The sequence below is a fragment of the Clostridium sp. Marseille-Q7071 genome (assembly GCF_965112025.1).
This window is the reverse complement of the sequence record NZ_CBCOPR010000001.1, coordinates 3,408,140-3,428,746: the sequence shown is the minus strand read 5'-3', so window position 1 is coordinate 3,428,746 and position 20,607 is coordinate 3,408,140. Positions and strand designations below refer to the sequence as shown.

The 20,607-nt window shown below is 29.0% G+C and carries 17 protein-coding genes, 1 tRNA gene and 2 rRNA genes; 14 read left to right on the top strand and 6 right to left on the bottom strand.

What is annotated here, in order from left to right; translation table 11 throughout:
- Nucleotides 1–123: 123 nt before the first annotated feature.
- The 4 genes from rrf to ACWPW7_RS16250 all read left to right on the top strand — a co-directional run bounded on the left by rrf (nt 124) and on the right by ACWPW7_RS16250 (nt 2,012).
- Nucleotides 124–241, top strand: a 5S ribosomal RNA gene (gene rrf / locus ACWPW7_RS16265).
- 35 nt (nt 242–276) lie between these two features.
- A tRNA-Asn gene (locus ACWPW7_RS16260) sits at nt 277–351 on the top strand.
- Nucleotides 352–595: 244 nt separating this feature from the next.
- The gene (locus tag ACWPW7_RS16255) at nt 596–967 is read left to right on the top strand and encodes a hypothetical protein (RefSeq protein WP_454054363.1); all 372 of its coding nucleotides are present in this window, start codon (nt 596–598) and stop codon (nt 965–967) included.
- 127 nt (nt 968–1,094) lie between these two features.
- Nucleotides 1,095–2,012 (top strand): hypothetical protein, encoded by a 918-nt coding sequence (locus ACWPW7_RS16250; RefSeq protein ID WP_454054362.1) that lies wholly within the window; start codon nt 1,095–1,097, stop codon nt 2,010–2,012.
- 347 nt (nt 2,013–2,359) lie between these two features.
- Here the strand turns inward: ACWPW7_RS16250 and ACWPW7_RS16245 are convergent, their stop codons facing one another.
- Nucleotides 2,360–3,214 (bottom strand): ComEC/Rec2 family competence protein, encoded by an 855-nt coding sequence (locus ACWPW7_RS16245; RefSeq protein ID WP_454054361.1) that lies wholly within the window; start codon nt 3,212–3,214, stop codon nt 2,360–2,362.
- A 140-nt stretch (nt 3,215–3,354) separates the two neighbouring features.
- On the opposite strand from ACWPW7_RS16245, the gene ACWPW7_RS16240 reads away from it, so the two are divergent.
- Nucleotides 3,355–4,095: a lysophospholipid acyltransferase family protein gene (locus tag ACWPW7_RS16240; protein WP_454054360.1), complete on the top strand. Its 741-nt coding sequence runs from the start codon at nt 3,355–3,357 to the stop codon at nt 4,093–4,095.
- A 106-nt stretch (nt 4,096–4,201) separates the two neighbouring features.
- Here the strand turns inward: ACWPW7_RS16240 and ACWPW7_RS16235 are convergent, their stop codons facing one another.
- Together ACWPW7_RS16235 and ACWPW7_RS16230 are read right to left on the bottom strand one after the other, a co-directional pair.
- Nucleotides 4,202–5,644 carry an NADP-dependent glyceraldehyde-3-phosphate dehydrogenase gene (locus tag ACWPW7_RS16235; RefSeq protein WP_454054359.1) on the bottom strand — a complete coding sequence of 481 codons (1,443 nt, stop codon included), beginning with the start codon at nt 5,642–5,644 and terminating at the stop codon, nt 4,202–4,204.
- 240 nt (nt 5,645–5,884) lie between these two features.
- Nucleotides 5,885–6,205, bottom strand: a complete 321-nt coding sequence (locus tag ACWPW7_RS16230) for a hypothetical protein (protein ID WP_454054358.1) — start codon at nt 6,203–6,205, stop codon at nt 5,885–5,887.
- Between the two features lie 56 nt (nt 6,206–6,261).
- On the opposite strand from ACWPW7_RS16230, the gene ACWPW7_RS16225 reads away from it, so the two are divergent.
- The gene (locus tag ACWPW7_RS16225) at nt 6,262–6,705 is read left to right on the top strand and encodes a hypothetical protein (RefSeq protein ID WP_454054357.1); all 444 of its coding nucleotides are present in this window, start codon (nt 6,262–6,264) and stop codon (nt 6,703–6,705) included.
- Here the strand turns inward: ACWPW7_RS16225 and ACWPW7_RS16220 are convergent.
- Complete coding sequence (locus ACWPW7_RS16220) at nt 6,692–7,336, bottom strand: DUF2284 domain-containing protein (protein ID WP_454054356.1); 645 nt, start codon at nt 7,334–7,336, stop codon at nt 6,692–6,694. The genes ACWPW7_RS16225 and ACWPW7_RS16220 overlap by 14 nt on opposite strands.
- Nucleotides 7,337–7,412: 76 nt before the next feature.
- Complete coding sequence (locus tag ACWPW7_RS16215) at nt 7,413–7,637, bottom strand: DUF378 domain-containing protein (RefSeq protein ID WP_039629610.1); 225 nt, start codon at nt 7,635–7,637, stop codon at nt 7,413–7,415.
- 267 nt (nt 7,638–7,904) lie between these two features.
- On the opposite strand from ACWPW7_RS16215, the gene ACWPW7_RS16210 reads away from it, so the two are divergent.
- The 5 genes from ACWPW7_RS16210 to ACWPW7_RS16190 all read left to right on the top strand — a co-directional run bounded on the left by ACWPW7_RS16210 (nt 7,905) and on the right by ACWPW7_RS16190 (nt 16,051).
- On the top strand, nt 7,905–8,264 hold the full coding sequence (locus tag ACWPW7_RS16210; RefSeq protein WP_454054355.1) for a hypothetical protein: 360 nt from the start codon (nt 7,905–7,907) through the stop codon (nt 8,262–8,264).
- A 169-nt stretch (nt 8,265–8,433) separates the two neighbouring features.
- Entirely contained in the window at nt 8,434–9,102 is a 669-nt protein-coding gene (locus tag ACWPW7_RS16205) for a zinc dependent phospholipase C family protein (protein ID WP_454054354.1), read from the top strand.
- 112 nt (nt 9,103–9,214) lie between these two features.
- The gene (locus ACWPW7_RS16200) at nt 9,215–9,700 is read left to right on the top strand and encodes a hypothetical protein (RefSeq protein ID WP_454054353.1); all 486 of its coding nucleotides are present in this window, start codon (nt 9,215–9,217) and stop codon (nt 9,698–9,700) included.
- Nucleotides 9,701–10,213: 513 nt separating this feature from the next.
- Nucleotides 10,214–11,620, top strand: a complete 1,407-nt coding sequence (gene cysS / locus ACWPW7_RS16195) for a cysteine--tRNA ligase (protein ID WP_454054352.1) — start codon at nt 10,214–10,216, stop codon at nt 11,618–11,620.
- A 147-nt stretch (nt 11,621–11,767) separates the two neighbouring features.
- On the top strand, nt 11,768–16,051 hold the full coding sequence (locus tag ACWPW7_RS16190) for an acyl-CoA dehydratase activase-related protein (protein WP_454054351.1): 4,284 nt from the start codon (nt 11,768–11,770) through the stop codon (nt 16,049–16,051).
- A gap of 75 nt (nt 16,052–16,126) precedes the next feature.
- On the opposite strand, the gene ACWPW7_RS16185 is transcribed toward ACWPW7_RS16190, so the two are convergent.
- On the bottom strand, nt 16,127–16,453 hold the full coding sequence (locus tag ACWPW7_RS16185) for a DUF1904 domain-containing protein (RefSeq protein WP_454054350.1): 327 nt from the start codon (nt 16,451–16,453) through the stop codon (nt 16,127–16,129).
- 591 nt (nt 16,454–17,044) lie between these two features.
- On the opposite strand from ACWPW7_RS16185, the gene ACWPW7_RS16180 reads away from it, so the two are divergent.
- The 3 genes from ACWPW7_RS16180 (at nt 17,045) to ACWPW7_RS16170 (ending at nt 20,158) form a co-directional block, all read left to right on the top strand.
- Nucleotides 17,045–17,785, top strand: a complete 741-nt coding sequence (locus tag ACWPW7_RS16180; RefSeq protein WP_454054349.1) for a DUF3298 and DUF4163 domain-containing protein — start codon at nt 17,045–17,047, stop codon at nt 17,783–17,785.
- Nucleotides 17,786–17,903: 118 nt separating this feature from the next.
- Nucleotides 17,904–18,191, top strand: coding sequence for a hypothetical protein (locus tag ACWPW7_RS16175; protein ID WP_454054348.1), 288 nt, complete (start codon nt 17,904–17,906; stop codon nt 18,189–18,191).
- 455 nt (nt 18,192–18,646) lie between these two features.
- Nucleotides 18,647–20,158: ribosomal RNA gene (locus ACWPW7_RS16170) — 16S ribosomal RNA — on the top strand.
- The last annotated feature ends 449 nt before the right edge of the window (nt 20,159–20,607 follow it).

The window sequence follows — 20,607 nt, the reverse complement described above, 5'->3', positions numbered from 1 at the left end:
AAAATTTGATGGAAACGAGTAATACAAGGAAACAAATGAGTGAGGAGCGGAGTTTACTACGGTAAATGAGCACCAGAGCGAATGCAGTTGACGAAGTAGTACGATGTTTATAGCAAATTTAAATCTGGTGATGATGGTCCTAAGGGTAACACCCCTTTCCATTCCGAACAGGCAGGTTAAGCCTTAGGACGCCGAGAGTACTGCACGGGAGACTGTGTGGGAGGGTAGGTTGTTGCCAGGTAATGCTAAGCTAAGTTTTACTTAGTTTAGCAATATTCCGCGATAGCTCAACGGTGGAGCACTCGGCTGTTAACCGATAGGTTGGAGGTTCGAATCCTCTTCGCGGAGCCATTTTTATTAAAAATATGAAAAGCTATATAAGAAGAATTACAATTAAAATTCTTTTTATATAGCTTTTTATTTTGTCTTTATTTTCAAATTTATATAAAACAACTAAAAAAATTTCAAATTCTATAAACTTTTTACATTATTTAACGATAACTGTATAGAAAAGATAAAATATGAAAAGCAAATTTTAAATCAAATTATCAGCAGATATACATTAACTACAGGTAATAGAATTGGAAGTAGAAGTGTGGAAAAAAGTTTTTCACCAACTTCAATAAGTTGTCCAGGAAATAATGTTTATTCTGGGATAACTTCCATGAATTTAAGTAATGATTCATCAATACCTAATAGTGCTATGATAAAATCTATCACTGTTGAAGGACAAGGAGTTTCTACAGGAAACACATTTATTGAAATAAAATCTTCAAAATTAGGATGTACAAAGACAAGATTAAGTGTAAATAGTGCAAACTTTATAGGATATAAATATTCTGACCAAATTAAGGTTAAAGATAAATGGGAATTAAAGTATGTTTCTTCAGCATTAGCAAAAACAAAATGGTCAAATTTAAAAGCATCAATTAGTTATGATTATGATAAAGCAGAGGATTGGGATTAATATAGATTTATGCTTAATTAACAATATTAAAAGATGTAAATAAACCATAAAGGTTTATCAGTATTAGAAAATATGTTGATAAACCTTTATTTAGATATTATATTAGAATTTATTTTAGGAGATTAAAATGAATAGGATAAATGATTTAAATGATATAAATACCTTGTCAAGTATAATGTGGATGAGAAATGCTCGAAAAATAAATAATGGAAGAAATGTAAACAATACAAATATTGTAAGTAGAGCAATGCAAGAACTTGTATTTTCTAAGGGAGAACAATTTAATAATGTATACAATGCTCAAGGAAATAGTCTTTATGATGAAAGAAACATACTTAAAATAAAAGAAAAAACTCCTTGGTATGGTGATCTTAGAGAAAAAGGTCTTAAACCGCTAAGTCCTGATTATGAAACAACAGTTAAAAACGATAGAGAAAATCTTAATAATGAATTAAATAGATTATTTAAAGAAAATGGAATAACTCTTGAAGAAGGAGAAAAATTTTCAATTGAATTAGATTCTTTAAAAAATTTAAAGATAAAAGGTTTGAAAGATGATAAAAAAGCAAAAAAAATAAAAAGTCTTATAGAAGATTCCAAATGCACTGTAACGCGTAATGGTAAAACTTTTCAAAAAAAGATGATTGGTGAAATAAATAATACTATGTACTCAGCACGAAATTTAAATGGAGAAATAACTCACCAAGGATATGCTAAAAATGAAGCAGATAATTTTATACATGAATATTTTGGTCAAAGCATAAAAGACTTATCCTATGATAAAAGCAGTGGAAAATACCTAGGCGCAAATAGTGAATTGCAAAAGGTTTTAGATGGAGATTATAGTAATCTTATTGAAGAATGGTTAGGTAAAGCAAGAAAAAATAATCCAGAGTACAATGGAGGATCAGGAACTTGTATAATGCTAACAAAACCAATTATAGAAAATTTAAAAGAAATAGTTAAAAATGGACAAAATAGCATACCAGACTTTAACTTTTCAATAAATTTTGAAAGTGGAAAATTAGATGATGGAAGATTATAAAATAATAGCAAATTATTAAATAGGTCATTATAAATAATTTTCAAATATAGAACAAAGTGCAGAAAGCGATTAATCAATTAGTTTTCTGCATTTCTTTAATTTGATAGACATTATAATGAATTAGTGAAATTTATATGATATTAATAGATGCAATTTGAAGATATCTAATAAATTCATATACTGAAAATGACGAAATCAATATAAATTTATTTTAATGTACGGTAAACATGAATTTCAAGTTTATACGATATATTAAAGGTTTGAATCCTCTTCGCGGAGCCATTTTTATTAAAATATGAAGTGCTATATAAGAAGAATTATAACTAAAATTCTTTTTATATGGCACTTCATTTTACCTTTCGCTTTAAAGTTTCTCCATCACAAACAAATACAATAGTTCCATCTTTATCAGTTCGATATAGTGTTATATTTCTATTTTTTAGTTCTTTTAATATATTCTTGCTTGGATGGCCATAATCATTTCCAAGTCCGCAAGACGCAATAGCTATTTTAGGATTGGACTTATCTAAAAACTTTGGAGTAGAAGAAGTTTTACTCCCATGGTGACCTAATTTTAGAATATGACACCTTATATCGTAATCTGATGAGACAAGTTCATTTTCAATTTCTTCCTCTGCATCGCCAGTAAATAAAAATGAGAAATTTTTGTATCGAAGTTTTGAAACTACTGAATAGTTGTTTAAATTTTTATAATCATTTTTATTAGGAGAAATAAAAGATAAAGAGGTATACTCATCTAAATTTAATATTGTAGGAGCTTTTGCAGAGTGAATTTTTAAATTCTTTCTTTTTAAGCTATTTACTAAGTTATAGAAACAACTGGTGTCAGCAGTTACTTTGGGAGCATAGAAATTCTTAACTTTAAAGGTATCTATGATCTCTGGTAATCCGCCAATATGATCTTCATGTGGATGAGTGGCTATAATATAATCTAAGGATTTGACTCGCTGACTTTTTAAATATTTAATAAGTGCTTTAGAATTACTTTCTGTGCCTCCATCAATTAGAATATTTTTATTGTTAACTTGAATTAATATTCCATCACCTTGCCCTACGTTAATATAATGAATTATAGCCTTATCATTATAAGGAATATAATCTATATGCACTTTATAGGATATAGTAAATATTGAAATTACAATTGATATTAAAATAGATAAATTAATAAATTTATTTTTCATTTATTCCTCCTACAGGTTAATTATTAAAATTATAGACCAATTAATAAGTTTATAAACTAAGAAAGTATTTTCAGTATTTTTCAATATAGTTTCTTTATTAACTATACTTTTAAATGGATAATATTATTGATATAATAGTTATGATTAAACATAAGGACGGTGATAAAATGAGAAAATTCTTCTTTGTAGCAAAGTCTGCAATATATATTTTTTTTACAATGTTTTTGCGACCAAAGTTTGAAAGAATTAAAAAGAAGTCTAGAGAAGAAAGTGAAAAGTTTATATATAATCATGCAAAAAAATGGGCAAGATTTACTATGAAAGCATCTAAATTAAAAGTTAAGGTAATTGGTAAAGAAAATTTACTTGATGAGACTTGTCTTTATGTGGCAAATCATCAGAGCATCGTAGATATTCCATTAGTAATTGATTGTATTGATAGGCCATTAGGTGCTGTAGGGAAAAAAGAATTAGAAAATGTACCATTAGTATCTTATTGGGCTAAAAATATACGATGTGTATTTTTAGATAGAGATAATCCAAGAGAGGGATTAAAAGCTATTCTTGAAGCTACAGAAAATCTTAAAGATGGACATTCTATGTTAATTTTTCCTGAAGGAACGAGGAGTAGAGATGGTAAGTTAAATGAATTTAAAAAAGGAAGCCTTAAATTGGCTACAAGAGCTAATGTGCCAATTGTTCCAATTACTATAGATGGAACATATAAGGTATTAGAGGGAAGTAAAAAGGCTAAAAAAAGTGATTTAGATTGTAAAATAGTAATTCATAAGCCAATATACCCTAAAGAATTATCTAAGGAAGATCAAAGTAACTTAGCTCAAATATGTAAAGATATTGTTGAGAATGGATTTAATATGTAAAAAATGCTACTTAGAGTTTCTAAGTAGCATTTTTAATAAGTAAAAAAGTTTTATTGATGATGGAGAATTTTAAATATCCTAGAATTAATATAGTGTTATTGTTTAGTTATACTGTTAATACTATAGATTTTAACCTACTCATAGCTTCTATACTATATTTAATACCTTGGGTACCCATCCCAGAAGCTTTTACTCCAGAGAATGGAAAATGGTCTGGTCCTCTTTCGGATTTATTATTAATTTGTACTGCTCCCACTTCAAGTTTATTTGCAACATAAAAGGCATCATTTATATTCATAGTAAATACAGAAGATTGTAATCCATATTGAGAACGGTTAGCTATATCTATAGCCTCTTCCATAGATTTTACGCGAATTACAGGAAGTACAGGACCAAAAGGTTCTTCCCAGGCAATTCTCATATCTGTGGTTACATAGTCAAAAAGTGTAGGATATAGCAAATTCCCTTCACGTTTATTTCCAATAAGTAATTTAGCTCCTTTATCAATAGCATCTTTCATAAGTTCTTCAACAAAATCACCAGATTTAGTATCAATAAGAGGAGTTACTGCACAATTATCCTTCGGATGGCCTACCTTTAAATTTTTAACATTATCTAAAAGCTTTTCTACTAATTTATCAGCTATTTCTTCCACCACTAATACTCTTTTTATGGCAGTGCATCTCTGACCAGCATAACTATAAGCTCCTGATACTATTTCTCTTGCTGCATCATCTAAGTCAGCATCCTTTAATACTATTGCAGCATCTTTTCCACCAAGCTCCATTATCATAGGTACCATTCCAGCAATTTCAGCAATATGCTTACCAACATTAGTAGAGCCAGTGAAATTTATAAAATTTATTTCTGGCCTAGTAACTAAATAATCACCAATTTCAGAACTTTTGCCAGTAACGGTATTTAGTACTCCATTAGGAAGACCGGCTTCTTGAAATACCTTTGCTAGATATAGTGCACTAATTGCACCTTGAGTAGGTGGCTTTAATATAACACTATTTCCAGCAACTAGAGCAGGAGCTATTTTTGCTGCGGATAGATTTATAGGATAATTGAAAGGTGAAATTGCTAATACTATTCCAAGAGGAACTCTTGTAGCAAAAGACATTTTATTTTTCTTAAATCCAGGAAAATTATCAGCACCAATAGCTTCACCTTCAAGATTTTTACCTGCATCTGCAGTATATCTAATAAAAGCTGCAGTTCTTATAATTTCAGATATACAGGACTTTTTATCTTTTGCAATTTCCCACATGAGTACTTCTGCCATTTCTTCTACTTGCTCTTCTAATATTGTTGCGGCTTTATGAAGTATAGCAGCTCTTTCACTAACAGGAACTTCTTCCCAAGATATTTGTGCTTCTTTTGAATTTTTTATATATGCATCTACATCATCTTTTGTCATAGCAGGGATAGTACCTACAAAAGAATTATCCACAGGGGAATAGATATCAATAGTGTCTTTAGATGTTACCCAACCACCATCATATAAATTACAGAAATGATTGTCTTTCTTTATACATTCAAACAAAAATATCACCTCATAACATTTAGATATAATTAGTATTATCAATTAGTAGCTAAATTATAAAATAAATATTAAGAGCATTTTTATATTTGAAAGTTACTATAAATAAAAATGTAATATCAGAAGTTATATTAAAGCATCAATATGGGAATTCAATGCAAAAACTTAAAATATACTTAAAAAATGAAATTTCTATAAAAATAACTTAATAGCTTAAAAATTAAGGATTAATAATTCTAAAAATTATTGTTGACTTTGTTCAGTGAGAAGCAATTCCAAAATATTAATTTTTTCCTCAATTTTTAAATTCTCTTTTTTAATACAATTAATTTCATTCTCAAGATTCTCTGTTTTATTTTTAAGACACTTTAAATCATTTAATAATTCCTTATTTATATTTTGTTTTTTATCAATAGTAGGTTCAAACATTTTCTTAATAGTGCTTTGTTTGTTGAAATTGAATACTATGTTATTGTAAACTCTATATATAGAGTTAGAAATTCTCCTAACTATTATTAATAGTTGAGTTGATAAGAAATCTATAATTTCTTGAAGTTTTTTCATAAGCTTCACCTCACTAATATTTTATATAAAGAACTTATAGAAAGGCAAGGTAAATTATGAAAAATAGTAAAAGATATTTAGAAAAAATTAATAAATATATATTGGAATTAGATAATGAAAAAGAAAAATTGGAAGTTGAAATAAAAAAGGAAAAACAAGTAATAAATGAAAAGCAGGAATTTTATAAAAAACTAGATGAAAAAGGGAATGACCTTAAAGGCAAATATGAATTATTAAAGAATTTTTTAATAAATAGAGGACTAATTTTTGAAGTAGAAAATGAATACGATTTAACACAGTGGGACAATTTATATTTAGAAAGACTTTCTTCAAATTATGCTATTAAAAATAAAAAAGGAGATACTATAAAATTTATTGAGGAAGATATAAATGATATCTTTGATGAAATATTAAATGGTAATATTTCTGTTAGTATTTTAGTTATAAGAGAAAATATAAAAACTGTTACTATTCAACTTAGATTTATCAAAAATGAATAATTTTATCTTCTAATTCATCTATTTTTATTAGGTTTTTTGAAAGCAGTGCAGAAACGCAGGTAATGTAATTAGATGCTTCATCATTGCTCCATTGAATTTCTTCATTTAATGAATACTTTAATAAAGATGATACATCTATAGATAGGGCTTCTAAAGAGTACCTTAGTTTTTCAGGATTTATACATTCTTTGCCCTTAGTTTTTTCACAAGGATCACAGTAAAGACATCTGCCAGATACTATAGCTAAAGAATGTTTATAACTTTCTTCAATTCTTAGCAGCATATTATCTAAGTAAAGTCTACCGGAGAAATATAAAGTATTAAAGTTTTTCCCCATATCATCCTTATAATCCTTAACTTCAGGTATTATATTTAGAAGATTGTTATAATATTCATCCATTGTGCTTTTACATATATCTCTTATATAAATTTTCGAGTGTATTAAATATACATAATTATAATTTTTTAAAAGTTCTAATTCGTTAAAATTAAATTCAGGACAAGACCAAACGGTACCATATTTTTTACATTGCTTACAATATCCTTTTATCAATTTAGGATTATGGAATTTAATCAATTCTTCTATAGTTAATTCTTTAAATCTATAGTTTATATATTTTTTTATACTCATATTATCCCCCTAGCATATAAGAAATAATAAAAAAGCTGAAATAATTCAGCTTTTTTATAAAGGTTATATTTTAACGTTAAACGTCATCGCGATCTCTGTCTCTTCCTAGGAATGAAAGAGCATATAATCCACAAATACCAACTATTGCGTAAATAATGCGGCTAAATTGGCTTATTGAACCAAAAGTACCTGATCCAGCAAACAGTGCAGCTACTAAATCAAATCGAAATAGTCCAACTAATCCCCAGTTTACTGCGCCTACTATAACAAGTATTAGTACGATTGTGTCTAGTGTTCTCATATAACACATCTCCTTTTTCTAAAATATTTACATTTCTTATTATTTACAACTATTGATAATTTATAACAATAAGAAAAAAATATTTTAACAAAATGAAGATAATTTATAAAAAATTAATAATTATTCTATAGTATCCTACATAAATTTTAACATAAAGTAAATATAATTTTAAGTATAAATTTAAATAAAATCTGTTAATTGGCGAGGGGATATTATATAATGTTATTAACTGTTTAAAAATAACATAACAAGAAGTGAGGGATAAAAGTGGAAACATTTAAGCTTATTTTAGGAATTTTACTTTTTTCTATTGTAGCATTGATTGCTTATGGAGTACTTAGAACATATGTATTAGATAAGATTAAAGTGAATAAATGGATTATATTAATAATAGCCTTAGCTGTATTTATAGTACCAACATTACTTTGGCCAACAATGCCTAGCTACGTTGCTAGATATATAATTCCAGGAATTTTTGTAATTTTATTTTTATGGTTTATGGATTTGTCAGGGTTCTTAAAACATTATGATAAACCACAAGATAAATCATATAATCAATATAATAAAAGTAATAATACAGTTATTAAACCTAAAGCAAAACCAAACAGAGTTAAGAAAAAGAAATAAAATTAAGAAATAGTAAAATAAGTAAGATAAACTTTTCTCTAAAAGTCTATCTTACTTATTTTATTTAATAAAAGAAGGAGTTTTAAAGAGAAAGAAGAATTTAGTTAATCTTAAGTTTAATAATATAAATTAGCTATAGTTATATGGCATTTAAGGATGGGGGTATATTATGGCAACTTGGATAGCACATTTAAGAGTAGCAGAAAAAATTTTGGAGAAAAAATTAAAGGTAAATGATGAGTGTTTTACTGTAGGAAATATAGGACCGGATAGCGGAGTACCTAATGAGGATTGGTCTTCTTTTAATCCATCTAGGGTCATTACTCATTGGATGGAAGATGGAAAAAATATTAATGCAGAAGGATTTTATACTAAATACTTAAAAGATTATGAGAAAAATAATTTAAGCAATAAATTCTCTTTCTATTTAGGTTATTATGTACATCTTTTAACAGATATATGTTGGCAAAAAAATTATGATGATAAAAAGGCTACAAAATTATATAGAGAAGGATTAGAAAAAGACAAAAAATTTATATGGATTATTAAAAAAGATTGGTATGGACTTGATTATTTATTTTTAGATAAAAATCCAAATAGTTTATTTTTTACAATTTTTAAAAATGTAACAGAAGTTGAAGATTATTTAGAATACTTCCCAAAAGGAGCTTTTACAAAGCAAGTAAAATACATAAAAGAATTTTATCTAGGAGAAAATAATGAAACAAAAGAAAATTTTATATATTTAACAGAAAATGAAATGAATGATTTTGTAGTTAAATGTATTCAATATATAATAAATGATTTAAGGTCTAAAGGTTTCTATCTGGAAGATTAATAGGTACTAAGATTTATTGGTCGTAACAAAGATTGAAAAATATTAACATATTAACTAAATAAAAAGAGTTTTCATATACTAATAATATATATAAGTATTTAGGAGTGGTATATTGAAAACTCTTATATTATTTTATTCTTTAGACGGATTATTAAAAAATTTATCCAAAACTATGAAAGAAGAGATAAATGGAGATCTATTACAGCTAAAAGACGTAAAAAATAATACTGGCATCTATGATAAAACTCCATATAAAAGTTTTATAGAAGATAATCTTAATTTAGAAACTTTAAGAGAAGATATAAAATCCTATGAATTCATTGTATTAGCAGTACCTAATTGGTTTTATAAATTACCTATAGGATTAAAAAGAAATACTTTAGGAAATATTTTGTCCGGCAAAAAAATAGCTTTGTTTACATTAGGAAAAGATTTAAAAAATATACGCGATAAAAATGAGCTATTTTTTGATAGTGATATATTAGGAGAGATGAATTTAGATATAATTGAAGCAAAAGATAAAGATGGAATTAATAAATGTAAAATTTGGGTTAAAAAAATGTATGAAAAGGGAATTGATAAAACAATGTATACTTAAGATAAAGTAGTTTATTTAAATATAGGTAGTAAGCAGGAACATTTCATATAGATATTGTTTAAACTGACATATTTGATATAATAAATACTAGATTAAATTATATCTTTTTATTAAAATTATAATATGAAATATAAGTGTTATATGATTTCCTAAAAATATTGTAAAATTATCTTAATATGATACAATTTATATTAAGTTAATTTTTATCAATAAGTTATAGATTTTATTCAATGAAACACTGAGTAAGTTGCATTATACTGTAGATTATAAAGCAACTATAAAATTAAAACATTTTATTAAATTTTATAGATAAGCTACAGTTATTTCTGTAGCTTTTTAAGTTAAAGCATAAATATATACTTTATGAATAAAATCTATAGTAGATTTTAAATTTCTAATTTTGATATGAAGTTTTATGAAATTGAGATTAAATGTTTCTCTATGCTAATAGATTATAAAAAGTAAAGGAACAATTAGCTATATATTTAAATTCTAAGAAAAGGAGAGATAATTATGAGTTTTTATGTTTATAATACAATGACGAGAAATAAAGACGAGTTCATTTCTATAAAGCCTAATAAGGTAGGAATGTATACTTGTGGACCTACAGTGTATAATTATGCTCATATAGGAAACTTAAGAACTTACATATTTGAAGATGTTTTAAAAAAATCATTAGAGTATGTGGGATACAAAGTAAAACATGTAATGAATGTAACGGATGTTGGACATCTTCAATCTGATGGCGATGAAGGTGAAGATAAAATGGCTCTTGGTGCATCGAGAGAAAAGAAAACAGTTTGGGAAATCGCTAAATTTTATGAGGATGCTTTTTTTGAAGATTGCAATAAGTTAAATATAAAAAGACCAAATGTTGTATGTAGAGCAACGGAACATATAGATGATATGATTAAATTTGTTCAAGGGCTTGAAGAAAAAGGATATACATATCAAGCTAATGGAAATATGTATTTTGAAATAGAAAAATTTAAAGATTATACAAAACTTGCTGATTTAAGTATTGACGAATTAGAAGCAGGTAGTAGAATAGAAGTTGACCCAAATAAAAAAAATCCATTAGATTTCGTCCTTTGGTTTACAAATTCTAAATTTACAAATCAAATAATGCAATGGGATTCTCCATGGGGAAGAGGTTTTCCAGGATGGCATTTAGAGTGCTCTGCTATGTCCATGAAGTATTTAGGCGATAGAATTGATATACATTGTGGAGGAATAGATCATATACCAGTACATCATACAAATGAGATAGCTCAATCAGAAGCTTACAGTGGTCAAAAATGGGTAAATTATTGGATACATGGAGAGTTTTTAGTACTTGATGGTGGGAAAATGTCTAAATCAAGTGGAGAATTTTTAACTTTAAAGAGATTAGAAGATAAAGGATTTTCACCTTTAGATTATAGATATTTTTGCTTACAGTCAAGATATAGAAAGCAGCTAGTATTTAGTTTTGAAAGTTTAGAAGATGCAAAAAAATCTTTTAAAGCTCTTAAAAAGAGAATATCCTTAATATTAGAGAATATAATTGAAAGTGAGTCAATAGATAAAGGAAAAATAGATTCATATAAAGAAAATTTTAAAGCTCATATAAGTGATGATTTAAATATAGCAAATGCCTTTACAGTATTATTGGATGTGTTAAAAGATAATCAGCTTAACAATAAAGAAAAAGCGACGTTAATAGAAGATTTTGATAAAGTATTATCTCTAGATTTAATGAAGATTGAAAAAGATTTATCTAATGTAGATGAAGAACTAATAAATAGATTGATTGATGAAAGAAATCAAGCTAGAAAAGCTAAGGATTATTCAAAGGCTGATGAAATAAGAAATCAACTTTTGAACATGAATATTGAAATATTAGACAATAAAGAAGGTACAACTTGGAAAGTGAAATAAATAGATAATCTTGATAGAGTTAGATTGCTAAAATTTTAGTGATTTAACTCTATATATTAATTATAGAAGTTTTTTTCAATAAGTGTAATTTTTATTATAGATTTATTCACTAAATTATTAAATTATAGAAGGAATAGTGATGAAAGTATGAAAAGGTTGTTACATTTAGGATTGGATGTTGGTTCAACAACAGTTAAATTAGTGATTTTAGATGAAAATTTTCAAATAATATACAGTAAATATGAAAGGCATTTTTCAGATATTAAAAGTACTATATTTAGTTTAATAAATAATGCCTATAGTTCTTTTCCAAAGGAGAGGATTACTGTAAATGTAACAGGTTCAGGAGGATTGTCTGTATCTAATTGGTTAAATATACCTTTTGTTCAAGAAGTTATTGCATGTAGTAAAACTATAGAAACCTTTGCTGATGATGTTGATGTAGCTATTGAGCTAGGCGGAGAAGATGCAAAAATAACTTATTTTAAAGATGGAATGGAACAAAGAATGAATGGAACCTGTGCAGGGGGAACTGGTGCGTTTATAGACCAAATGTCCTCACTATTAAAAACAGATGCAGCGGGGTTAAATGAATTAGCTAAGGATTACAAAACTATTCATCCTATTGCTGCAAGATGTGGAGTATTTGCAAAGTCAGATATCCAGCCATTGATAAATGAAGGGGCATTAAAAGAAGATATAGCAGCTTCTATATTTCAATCTGTTGTCAATCAAACTATTAGTGGACTTGCTTGTGGAAGGCCCATAAGAGGAAAGGTAGCTTTCTTAGGTGGTCCATTATATTTCTTATCAGAGCTTAGAAAAAGATTTGTGGAGACTTTAAACATTAAAGCGGAGGATGTTGTTTTTCCGGAGAATTCTCAATTATTTGTAGCCATGGGATGTGCTATATTATCAGTAAAAAGTGAGCATATTACATTTAAAGAGTTATACGACAAACTAGAACTTTTAAAATATTGTGAAGGTCAAGAAGTACAGAGATTATCGCCACTATTTAAGAGCCAAGAGGAATTAGAAGAGTTTAAAAATAGGCATAATTCTTTTAAGGTAAGTTCAAAAGATCTCAATAGCTATAAAGGAAAATGTTATTTAGGTATAGATGCAGGTTCAACTACCACTAAAATAGCATTGATTGATGAAGATAAAAACTTACTATACTCTTATTATGGAAGCAATGAAGGTAATCCTCTAAAGCTTATTAAGAGTGCATTATTAGATTTGTATAACAAAATACCTGAAGGAGCAGAAATTGTAAACTCTACTGTAACAGGCTATGGCGAAGCACTAATTAAAGCAGCATTAAAGATTGATATAGGGGAAATAGAAACGGTAGCACATTATAAAGCGGCAGAACATTTTTTACCTAATGTAGATTTTATATTAGATATTGGTGGACAAGATATGAAATGCTTAAGGGTAAAAGATGGAGTTATTAATTCAGTGACCCTTAATGAAGCCTGTTCAGCTGGATGCGGCTCTTTTATCCAAAACTTTGCTCAATCTTTAAATATGACTGTAGAGGGTTTTGCTAAAGAGGCATTACTTGCTGAAAACCCCGTAGATTTAGGTTCAAGATGTACTGTTTTTATGAATTCTAGAGTAAAGCAAGCTCAAAAGGAAGGAGCAACGGTAGGAGATATTTCTAGTGGACTTTCTTATTCAGTTATTAAAAATGCTTTATTTAAAGTTATAAAGATTAGAAATCCTAAAGAGATGGGAAAAAATATTATAGTTCAAGGTGGAACTTTTTATAATGATGCAGTGCTTAGAAGCTTTGAATTGATTTCAGGTAGAGAAGTAGTTAGACCAGATATAGCAGGACTTATGGGAGCTTTTGGTTGTGCGTTAATATCGAAAGAAAGATATGTAGAAGGTAAAAATTCTACTATTCTTCAAAAAGAAAACTTAAGCAATTTTAAATCATCATCAACTATGAAAAGATGTGGCCTTTGCAGTAATAATTGCTTATTAACAGTAAATGGTTTTTCTGATGGAAGGGAATTTATACTAGGAAATAGATGTGAACGAGGACTAGGATTGGAAATAAAAAAAGATACAGTACCTAATCTATATGAGTATAGATATAAGCGAATGTTCTCTTATAAGCCATTGAAAAAAGAAGATGCAATAAGAGGAACAGTTGGAATACCTAGAGTTTTAAATATGTATGAGAACTATGGATTTTGGTTTACTTTCTTTACGAAATTAGGATTTAGGGTAGAGTTGTCACCTAGAAGCTCCAAGTTAATTTATGAAAAAGGAATTGAAACCATACCTTCTGAATCAGCATGTTATCCTGCAAAGCTTAGTCATGGACATATAGTTAGTCTAGTAGAAAAAGATGTAGATTTTATATTTTATCCCTCTGTAGTTTATGAACAAAAGGAACAAGAAGGAGCTACAAATCAATATAATTGTCCTATAGTTATATCTTATTCAGAGGTTATTAGAACTAATATTGACCTCTTAAAAGAGAAAAAAGTACCTTTCTTAAATCCTTTTATATCTCTTCATAATAGAGAGGCTTTAGTAGTAAGGATGGAAGATACACTAAAACAGTATAAAATATCTAAACGTGAGATAAAAGAAGCATTAAATTTAGCTTTTATAGAAGATGAGAGTATAAAAAGAGATTTAAGAGCGAAAGGTGAAGAAACTCTAAAATATCTAAAGGAAAGCGGTAAAAAAGGTATTGTACTTGCAGGAAGACCTTATCATATAGATCCAGAAATTAACCATGGTTTAGACAAGCTTATTACTAGCTTTGATATGGCAGTGTTAACAGAGGATTCTATTGCCCATTTAGGGGAAGTAGAACGACCTTTAAGAGTGGTTGATCAATGGGTGTATCATTCAAGATTATATGCTGCTGCTAGTTATGTTGCTAAGGAGAAAAATCTTGAGTTAGTACAATTAAACTCCTTTGGATGCGGATTAGATTCGGTTACTACAGATCAAGTCCAAGAGATTTTAGAAAATAATAATAAGATTTATACAGTACTAAAGATTGATGAAGTAAATAATTTAGGTTCAGCAAGGATTAGAATACGTTCTCTAAAAGCTGCTATTAATGAAAGAGATAAAAAGGGAGTAATTCCTATAAAAATTATTGATCAAAGTCCAAGAGTAATATTTACTAAAGAGATGAGAAAAACTCATACTATATTAGCACCTCAGATGTCTCCTATCCATTTTCAATTTTTAGGTCCTGCTTTTTCTTCAGAGGGATATAATTTTGAAATATTAGAAAAGGCTGATGATAGAGTTGTTGAAGAAGGTTTAAGATATGTAAATAATGATGCCTGTTATCCATCTATACTAGTCGCTGGGCAATTTATAGATGCATTAAAATCTGGAAAGTATGATTTAAATAATACTTCTATTGTAATAACTCAAACTGGTGGAGGATGTAGAGCTACAAACTATATAGCTTTTTTAAGAAAGGCACTAAAAGATGCAGGATTTGAAAATATACCAGTTATATCTTTAAATGCAGTTGGACTTGAATCTAATCCAGGATTTAAATTTACATTAGCATTATTAAAAAAGGCAGTTATGGGAATTTTATATGGAGATTTACTCATGAGAGTTTTATATAGGGTAAGACCATATGAAGAAAGACAAGGTTCAGCTAATGAACTTTACAATAAGCATGTAGGTATATGTATGGAAGCTGTACAAAGAGGAAATTTCAAAGAGTTTAAAAAAATAGTTAATAATATTGTAGAAGATTTCGATAATTTAAAGATTAAAAATGTTAGAAAACCTAGGGTAGGACTTGTAGGTGAGATATTAGTAAAATTTCATCCAGATGCTAATAACTATATAGTTGATATTATTGAATCAGAAGGCTGTGAAGCGGTAATGCCAGATTTAATGGATTTTTTCTTATATACTATAAAAGACTCAGAATTGAAAAGTAAATATTTGGGGTTTAGTAAAAAAGATAAATATTTAGCTAGAGTTGAAGAAATGTATATAGAATTTTATAGAAAACCAATGAAAGAAGCGCTGGAGAATAGTAAAAGATTTAATCCACCTAAAAGCATATCTCACTTAGCTGAATTAGCTGAAAATGTATTATCACTTTGCAATCAAACCGGTGAAGGGTGGTTTTTAACAGCAGAGATGATTGAACTTATCGAAAGTGGAGCTAAAAACATTGTTTGTATGCAGCCTTTTGCTTGTTTACCTAACCATGTAACTGGTAAGGGCATGATAAAAGAGCTTAGAAGACAATATCCTCAGTCTAATATTGTAGCTGTAGACTATGATCCTGGTGCTAGCGAAGTAAATCAGTTAAATAGAATAAAACTTATGCTATCTGTTGCCTTTAAAGAATTGGAAGAAGATATGGTAGTAGAAAAAGCACTAAAAGAAGTTGCAGCTTCTAATGAAAAGAAAAAATAATAAAAATCACCATCAAAATTGTAATTTTGATGGTGATTTTTATTATTTTTAAACAAGGATTTTTATCAAATAAAATTAAAAATGTTCTCCATTTTCATAGTACTTACATTCTTCAAGGGGAATAAATATAATATCTACATCATTATATCCCATAGAATAAACATAGTTTGTAATTATCTTAGCTACATCATCTTGGACTTCTTGTCCTCTATCAAACCAAGAAACTTCAACTATAGGGTATCCACTTACTGTTTCACCGTCTTTTATAAATACAGATTCTATAGCTTCAAGTGTAAAATAATCTCTTGGACATCCTATTAGTAATTGTAACTCATCAATTAAATCTCTACTAATAGAAACTATTTTTTTAGGTTCAATAGCTCTAAATCTTAATAATGGCATAATATTTCTCCTTAAATTACATAATTTTTATTAATAATTAATAAAAGTATAATTCTTTTATCAATAAAGTTCTAGTAAAAATATTATAAAAATTATTCTAAAAACTCTAAAAGCTTTGAGGTTAGAGTTTTAACCATAATTTTTCATCTTTAATTCTTAATTCTTAATTAATAGAAAAGAATTTTTGTTATGGAAATTAAAATCATGTATAAGTTAAATTTCCATTAAGGAGTCTTATATTTAAACTATCTATATTTTTAAGTTTTAATTTAAAAAACTTTTAACTTGCCCTTATATTTTATAATTTCTAAGATTTTGACAATCTAATGTAATAGGGTGAATTAAATTAATTGTTGGATATATGTCTACAATAAATAACTTTTTAATATAAAAATACAAATAAATCTTTATTGCATTGTATTTTAAACATTGTGTAGAGGAATAATAAAGGAAATAGGTGTCAATATTAGTAATGCAGTTGTAAAAAAATGTAATTAAATATTTTTTGAAAACTACATAATATATGTAATTTTTTGAAAAGTGTGTGATAAGATATAGGTAAAAAATGGAAAAAGGTAAGGAGGAGTACCAATGAAAAGAGTAGTTTCTGTTAGCTTATTAGTAGTGTTGGCAATGATAAATATCCTGTTTAATTTTAACAAGGATAATGAATTTAGTAAAAAAGTAAGTGCATTAGAAAAAACACAAATGGAAAAAATAGAAGTAAATTTTAAAGAGGAAAAAATCTTAGGTGAAACTATTGATATTAATCTTAGAATTCCTAGATTAATAGGGCTTGCAAATAAAGAGTTTGAAAATAAACTTAATGGAGAAATACTAGAAAGCATAATTAAATTTAAGAATAATACAGAAGAATTAAGTATTATAGATCATAAATATGCCAAAGAAAATAGATATGACATTCCTAAATATAATTGTACTGTTGATTATAAAGTAAACTATATAAGTAATAATTTAGTAAGTTTAACTATAGAATTTGTTAAATTTACAGGTGGAACATATGCTATTGAAGATAATGTAACTTATAATGTGGATATAAACAAAGAAAAGATATTAAATTTAGATGATGTTTTTCATGAAAAAGAAAATTATGTAGAAATAATCAATGGAAATATTAAAACAGAATTAAAGGAAAAAGAAAATGTATATTTTGCTGATAAATTTATTACTGTAAATGAAAATACTAAATTTTATATAGAGAAAGATAATATAGTAGTGTATTTCGATATGAATGAAATTTCACCGTATGTTATAGGAATACCGGAATTTAAAATACCTCTAAATAACTTCAGTTTACAAATGAAATTATAAAATATAGATAATTTATAGTAATACTATATTTATAGTACAATTTTTAAACTTTAAAAATGTTATATATAGTAAAACAAATGAATAAATATATTGTATCAATATATAATAGGTGGTTATGGTGTCAATATGTGAATTAACTCCTGAAGAATTATCACTGCTATTACTAGCAATATCAATAAATTTATCAAAAGGATTAACAGTAGAACAACAAAGTGTTCTTGGAAATATATTTTTTTCTTTAGGGCAAAATATTTTTTTAATTAGTACAGTATTAACTTTAAAACAAAAATCTAATAATAATTCATCAAAAAATAATGGAAATAATAACGGAAACAATAATATAGATATAGAATCAGAAATAAAAGCTTTAAAGAAAAAAATTAAAGAATTAGAAAATAAGATGTAAAGAAGATAAAATAAGTTTTAAATATAGAATAATATATTTAAAATAAAAGCTAGCCATAAGGCTAGTTTTTATTTTACAAATAAAACAGTTCCAGGCGTGTCAATGTATATAATTTAGAGAAATATTAAAGAATATTAAGATAGAATAAAATAAATTTAGATATTTAGTAGTATGAGCGTTTCATTTATTATTATAAACTGATAATATTATTTTTGTTGTCAAGGACAAGATATATGAGTGCAAGTGAGAAATCAAAAAAAGTATGAAATAGTATCTTGACATGTGAAAAATTATATGATAGCATTTAGAAGCTAGTTAATGACAATTTAAACTTGGTCTTTGAAAATTAAACAGAGAAATAGGTAAAACCAGTTAATTCATTGAGTTTCGAAAGAAACTTAAAATGACTATTAATAGTCAGCAAACTTTACTTGAGCAATCAAGATACAAACTTTTAAATTGAGAGTTTGATCCTGGCTCAGGACGAACGCTGGCGGCGTGCCTAACACATGCAAGTCGAGCGATGAAGCTCCTTCGGGAGTGGATTAGCGGCGGACGGGTGAGTAACACGTGGGTAACCTGCCTCATAGAGGGGAATAGCCTCCCGAAAGGGAGATTAATACCGCATAACGTATGAAGGTCGCATGACTTTTATACCAAAGGAGCAATCCGCTATGAGATGGACCCGCGGCGCATTAGCTAGTTGGTGAGGTAACAGCTCACCAAGGCGACGATGCGTAGCCGACCTGAGAGGGTGATCGGCCACATTGGAACTGAGACACGGTCCAGACTCCTACGGGAGGCAGCAGTGGGGAATATTGCGCAATGGGGGAAACCCTGACGCAGCAACGCCGCGTGAATGAAGAAGGCCTTAGGGTTGTAAAGTTCTGTCATATGGGAAGATAATGACGGTACCATATGAGGAAGCCACGGCTAACTACGTGCCAGCAGCCGCGGTAATACGTAGGTGGCAAGCGTTGTCCGGATTTACTGGGCGTAAAGGATGCGTAGGCGGACATTTAAGTCAGATGTGAAATACCCGAGCTCAACTTGGGTGCTGCATTTGAAACTGGGTGTCTAGAGTGCAGGAGAGGAAAGCGGAATTCCTAGTGTAGCGGTGAAATGCGTAGAGATTAGGAAGAACACCAGTGGCGAAGGCGGCTTTCTGGACTGTAACTGACGCTGAGGCATGAAAGCGTGGGGAGCAAACAGGATTAGATACCCTGGTAGTCCACGCCGTAAACGATGAATACTAGGTGTAGGAGGTATCGACCCCTTCTGTGCCGCAGTTAACACAATAAGTATTCCGCCTGGGGAGTACGATCGCAAGATTAAAACTCAAAGGAATTGACGGGGGCCCGCACAAGCAGCGGAGCATGTGGTTTAATTCGAAGCAACGCGAAGAACCTTACCTAGACTTGACATCCCCTGAATTACCTGTAATGAGGGAAGCCCTTCGGGGCAGGGAGACAGGTGGTGCATGGTTGTCGTCAGCTCGTGTCGTGAGATGTTGGGTTAAGTCCCGCAACGAGCGCAACCCTTATCATTAGTTGCTACCATTAAGTTGAGCACTCTAGTGAGACTGCCCGGGTTAACCGGGAGGAAGGTGGGGATGACGTCAAATCATCATGCCCCTTATGTCTAGGGCTACACACGTGCTACAATGGTTGGTACAACAAGATGCAAGACCGCGAGGTGGAGCTAAACTTAAAAAACCAATCCCAGTTCGGATTGTAGGCTGAAACTCGCCTACATGAAGCCGGAGTTGCTAGTAATCGCGAATCAGCATGTCGCGGTGAATACGTTCCCGGGCCTTGTACACACCGCCCGTCACACCATGAGAGCTGGTAACACCCGAAGTCCGTGAGGTAACCGTAAGGAGCCAGCGGCCGAAGGTGGGATTAGTGATTGGGGTGAAGTCGTAACAAGGTAGCCGTAGGAGAACCTGCGGCTGGATCACCTCCTTTCTAGGGAGTCGACGTAGTTGGTAACTCTTCTACGAACACTGGTACTATACTCTGTTTAATTTTGAGCGACCAAGGTCCTACGGGACAAAGGAAAAGCTCAATTGTTCTTTGAAAATTGCACAGTGAAAATATTTGTTTAAATATCCTTTTAAATTAAAAGATAAATAAACAATTTCGTCAAGACAAACAGAAATAAATTTAAAAACTAAAGTTTTTGAATTATATTTATGCGAATTTGTATAAGACATTTTTATAAAGTTAATGAAACTTTATAAAATCAAATAGAAGCGAGTAGTACAAGGAAACGAAGGAACGAGGAGCAGAGCTTACTTATGTAAGTGAGCACCGCAGTGACTGAAGTTGACGCAGTAATACGAAGCTTATATTTAATTTGAAAAAGTTAATAGAAACGAGTAGTACGAGGAAACGAGTGAGCGAGGAGCGGAGTT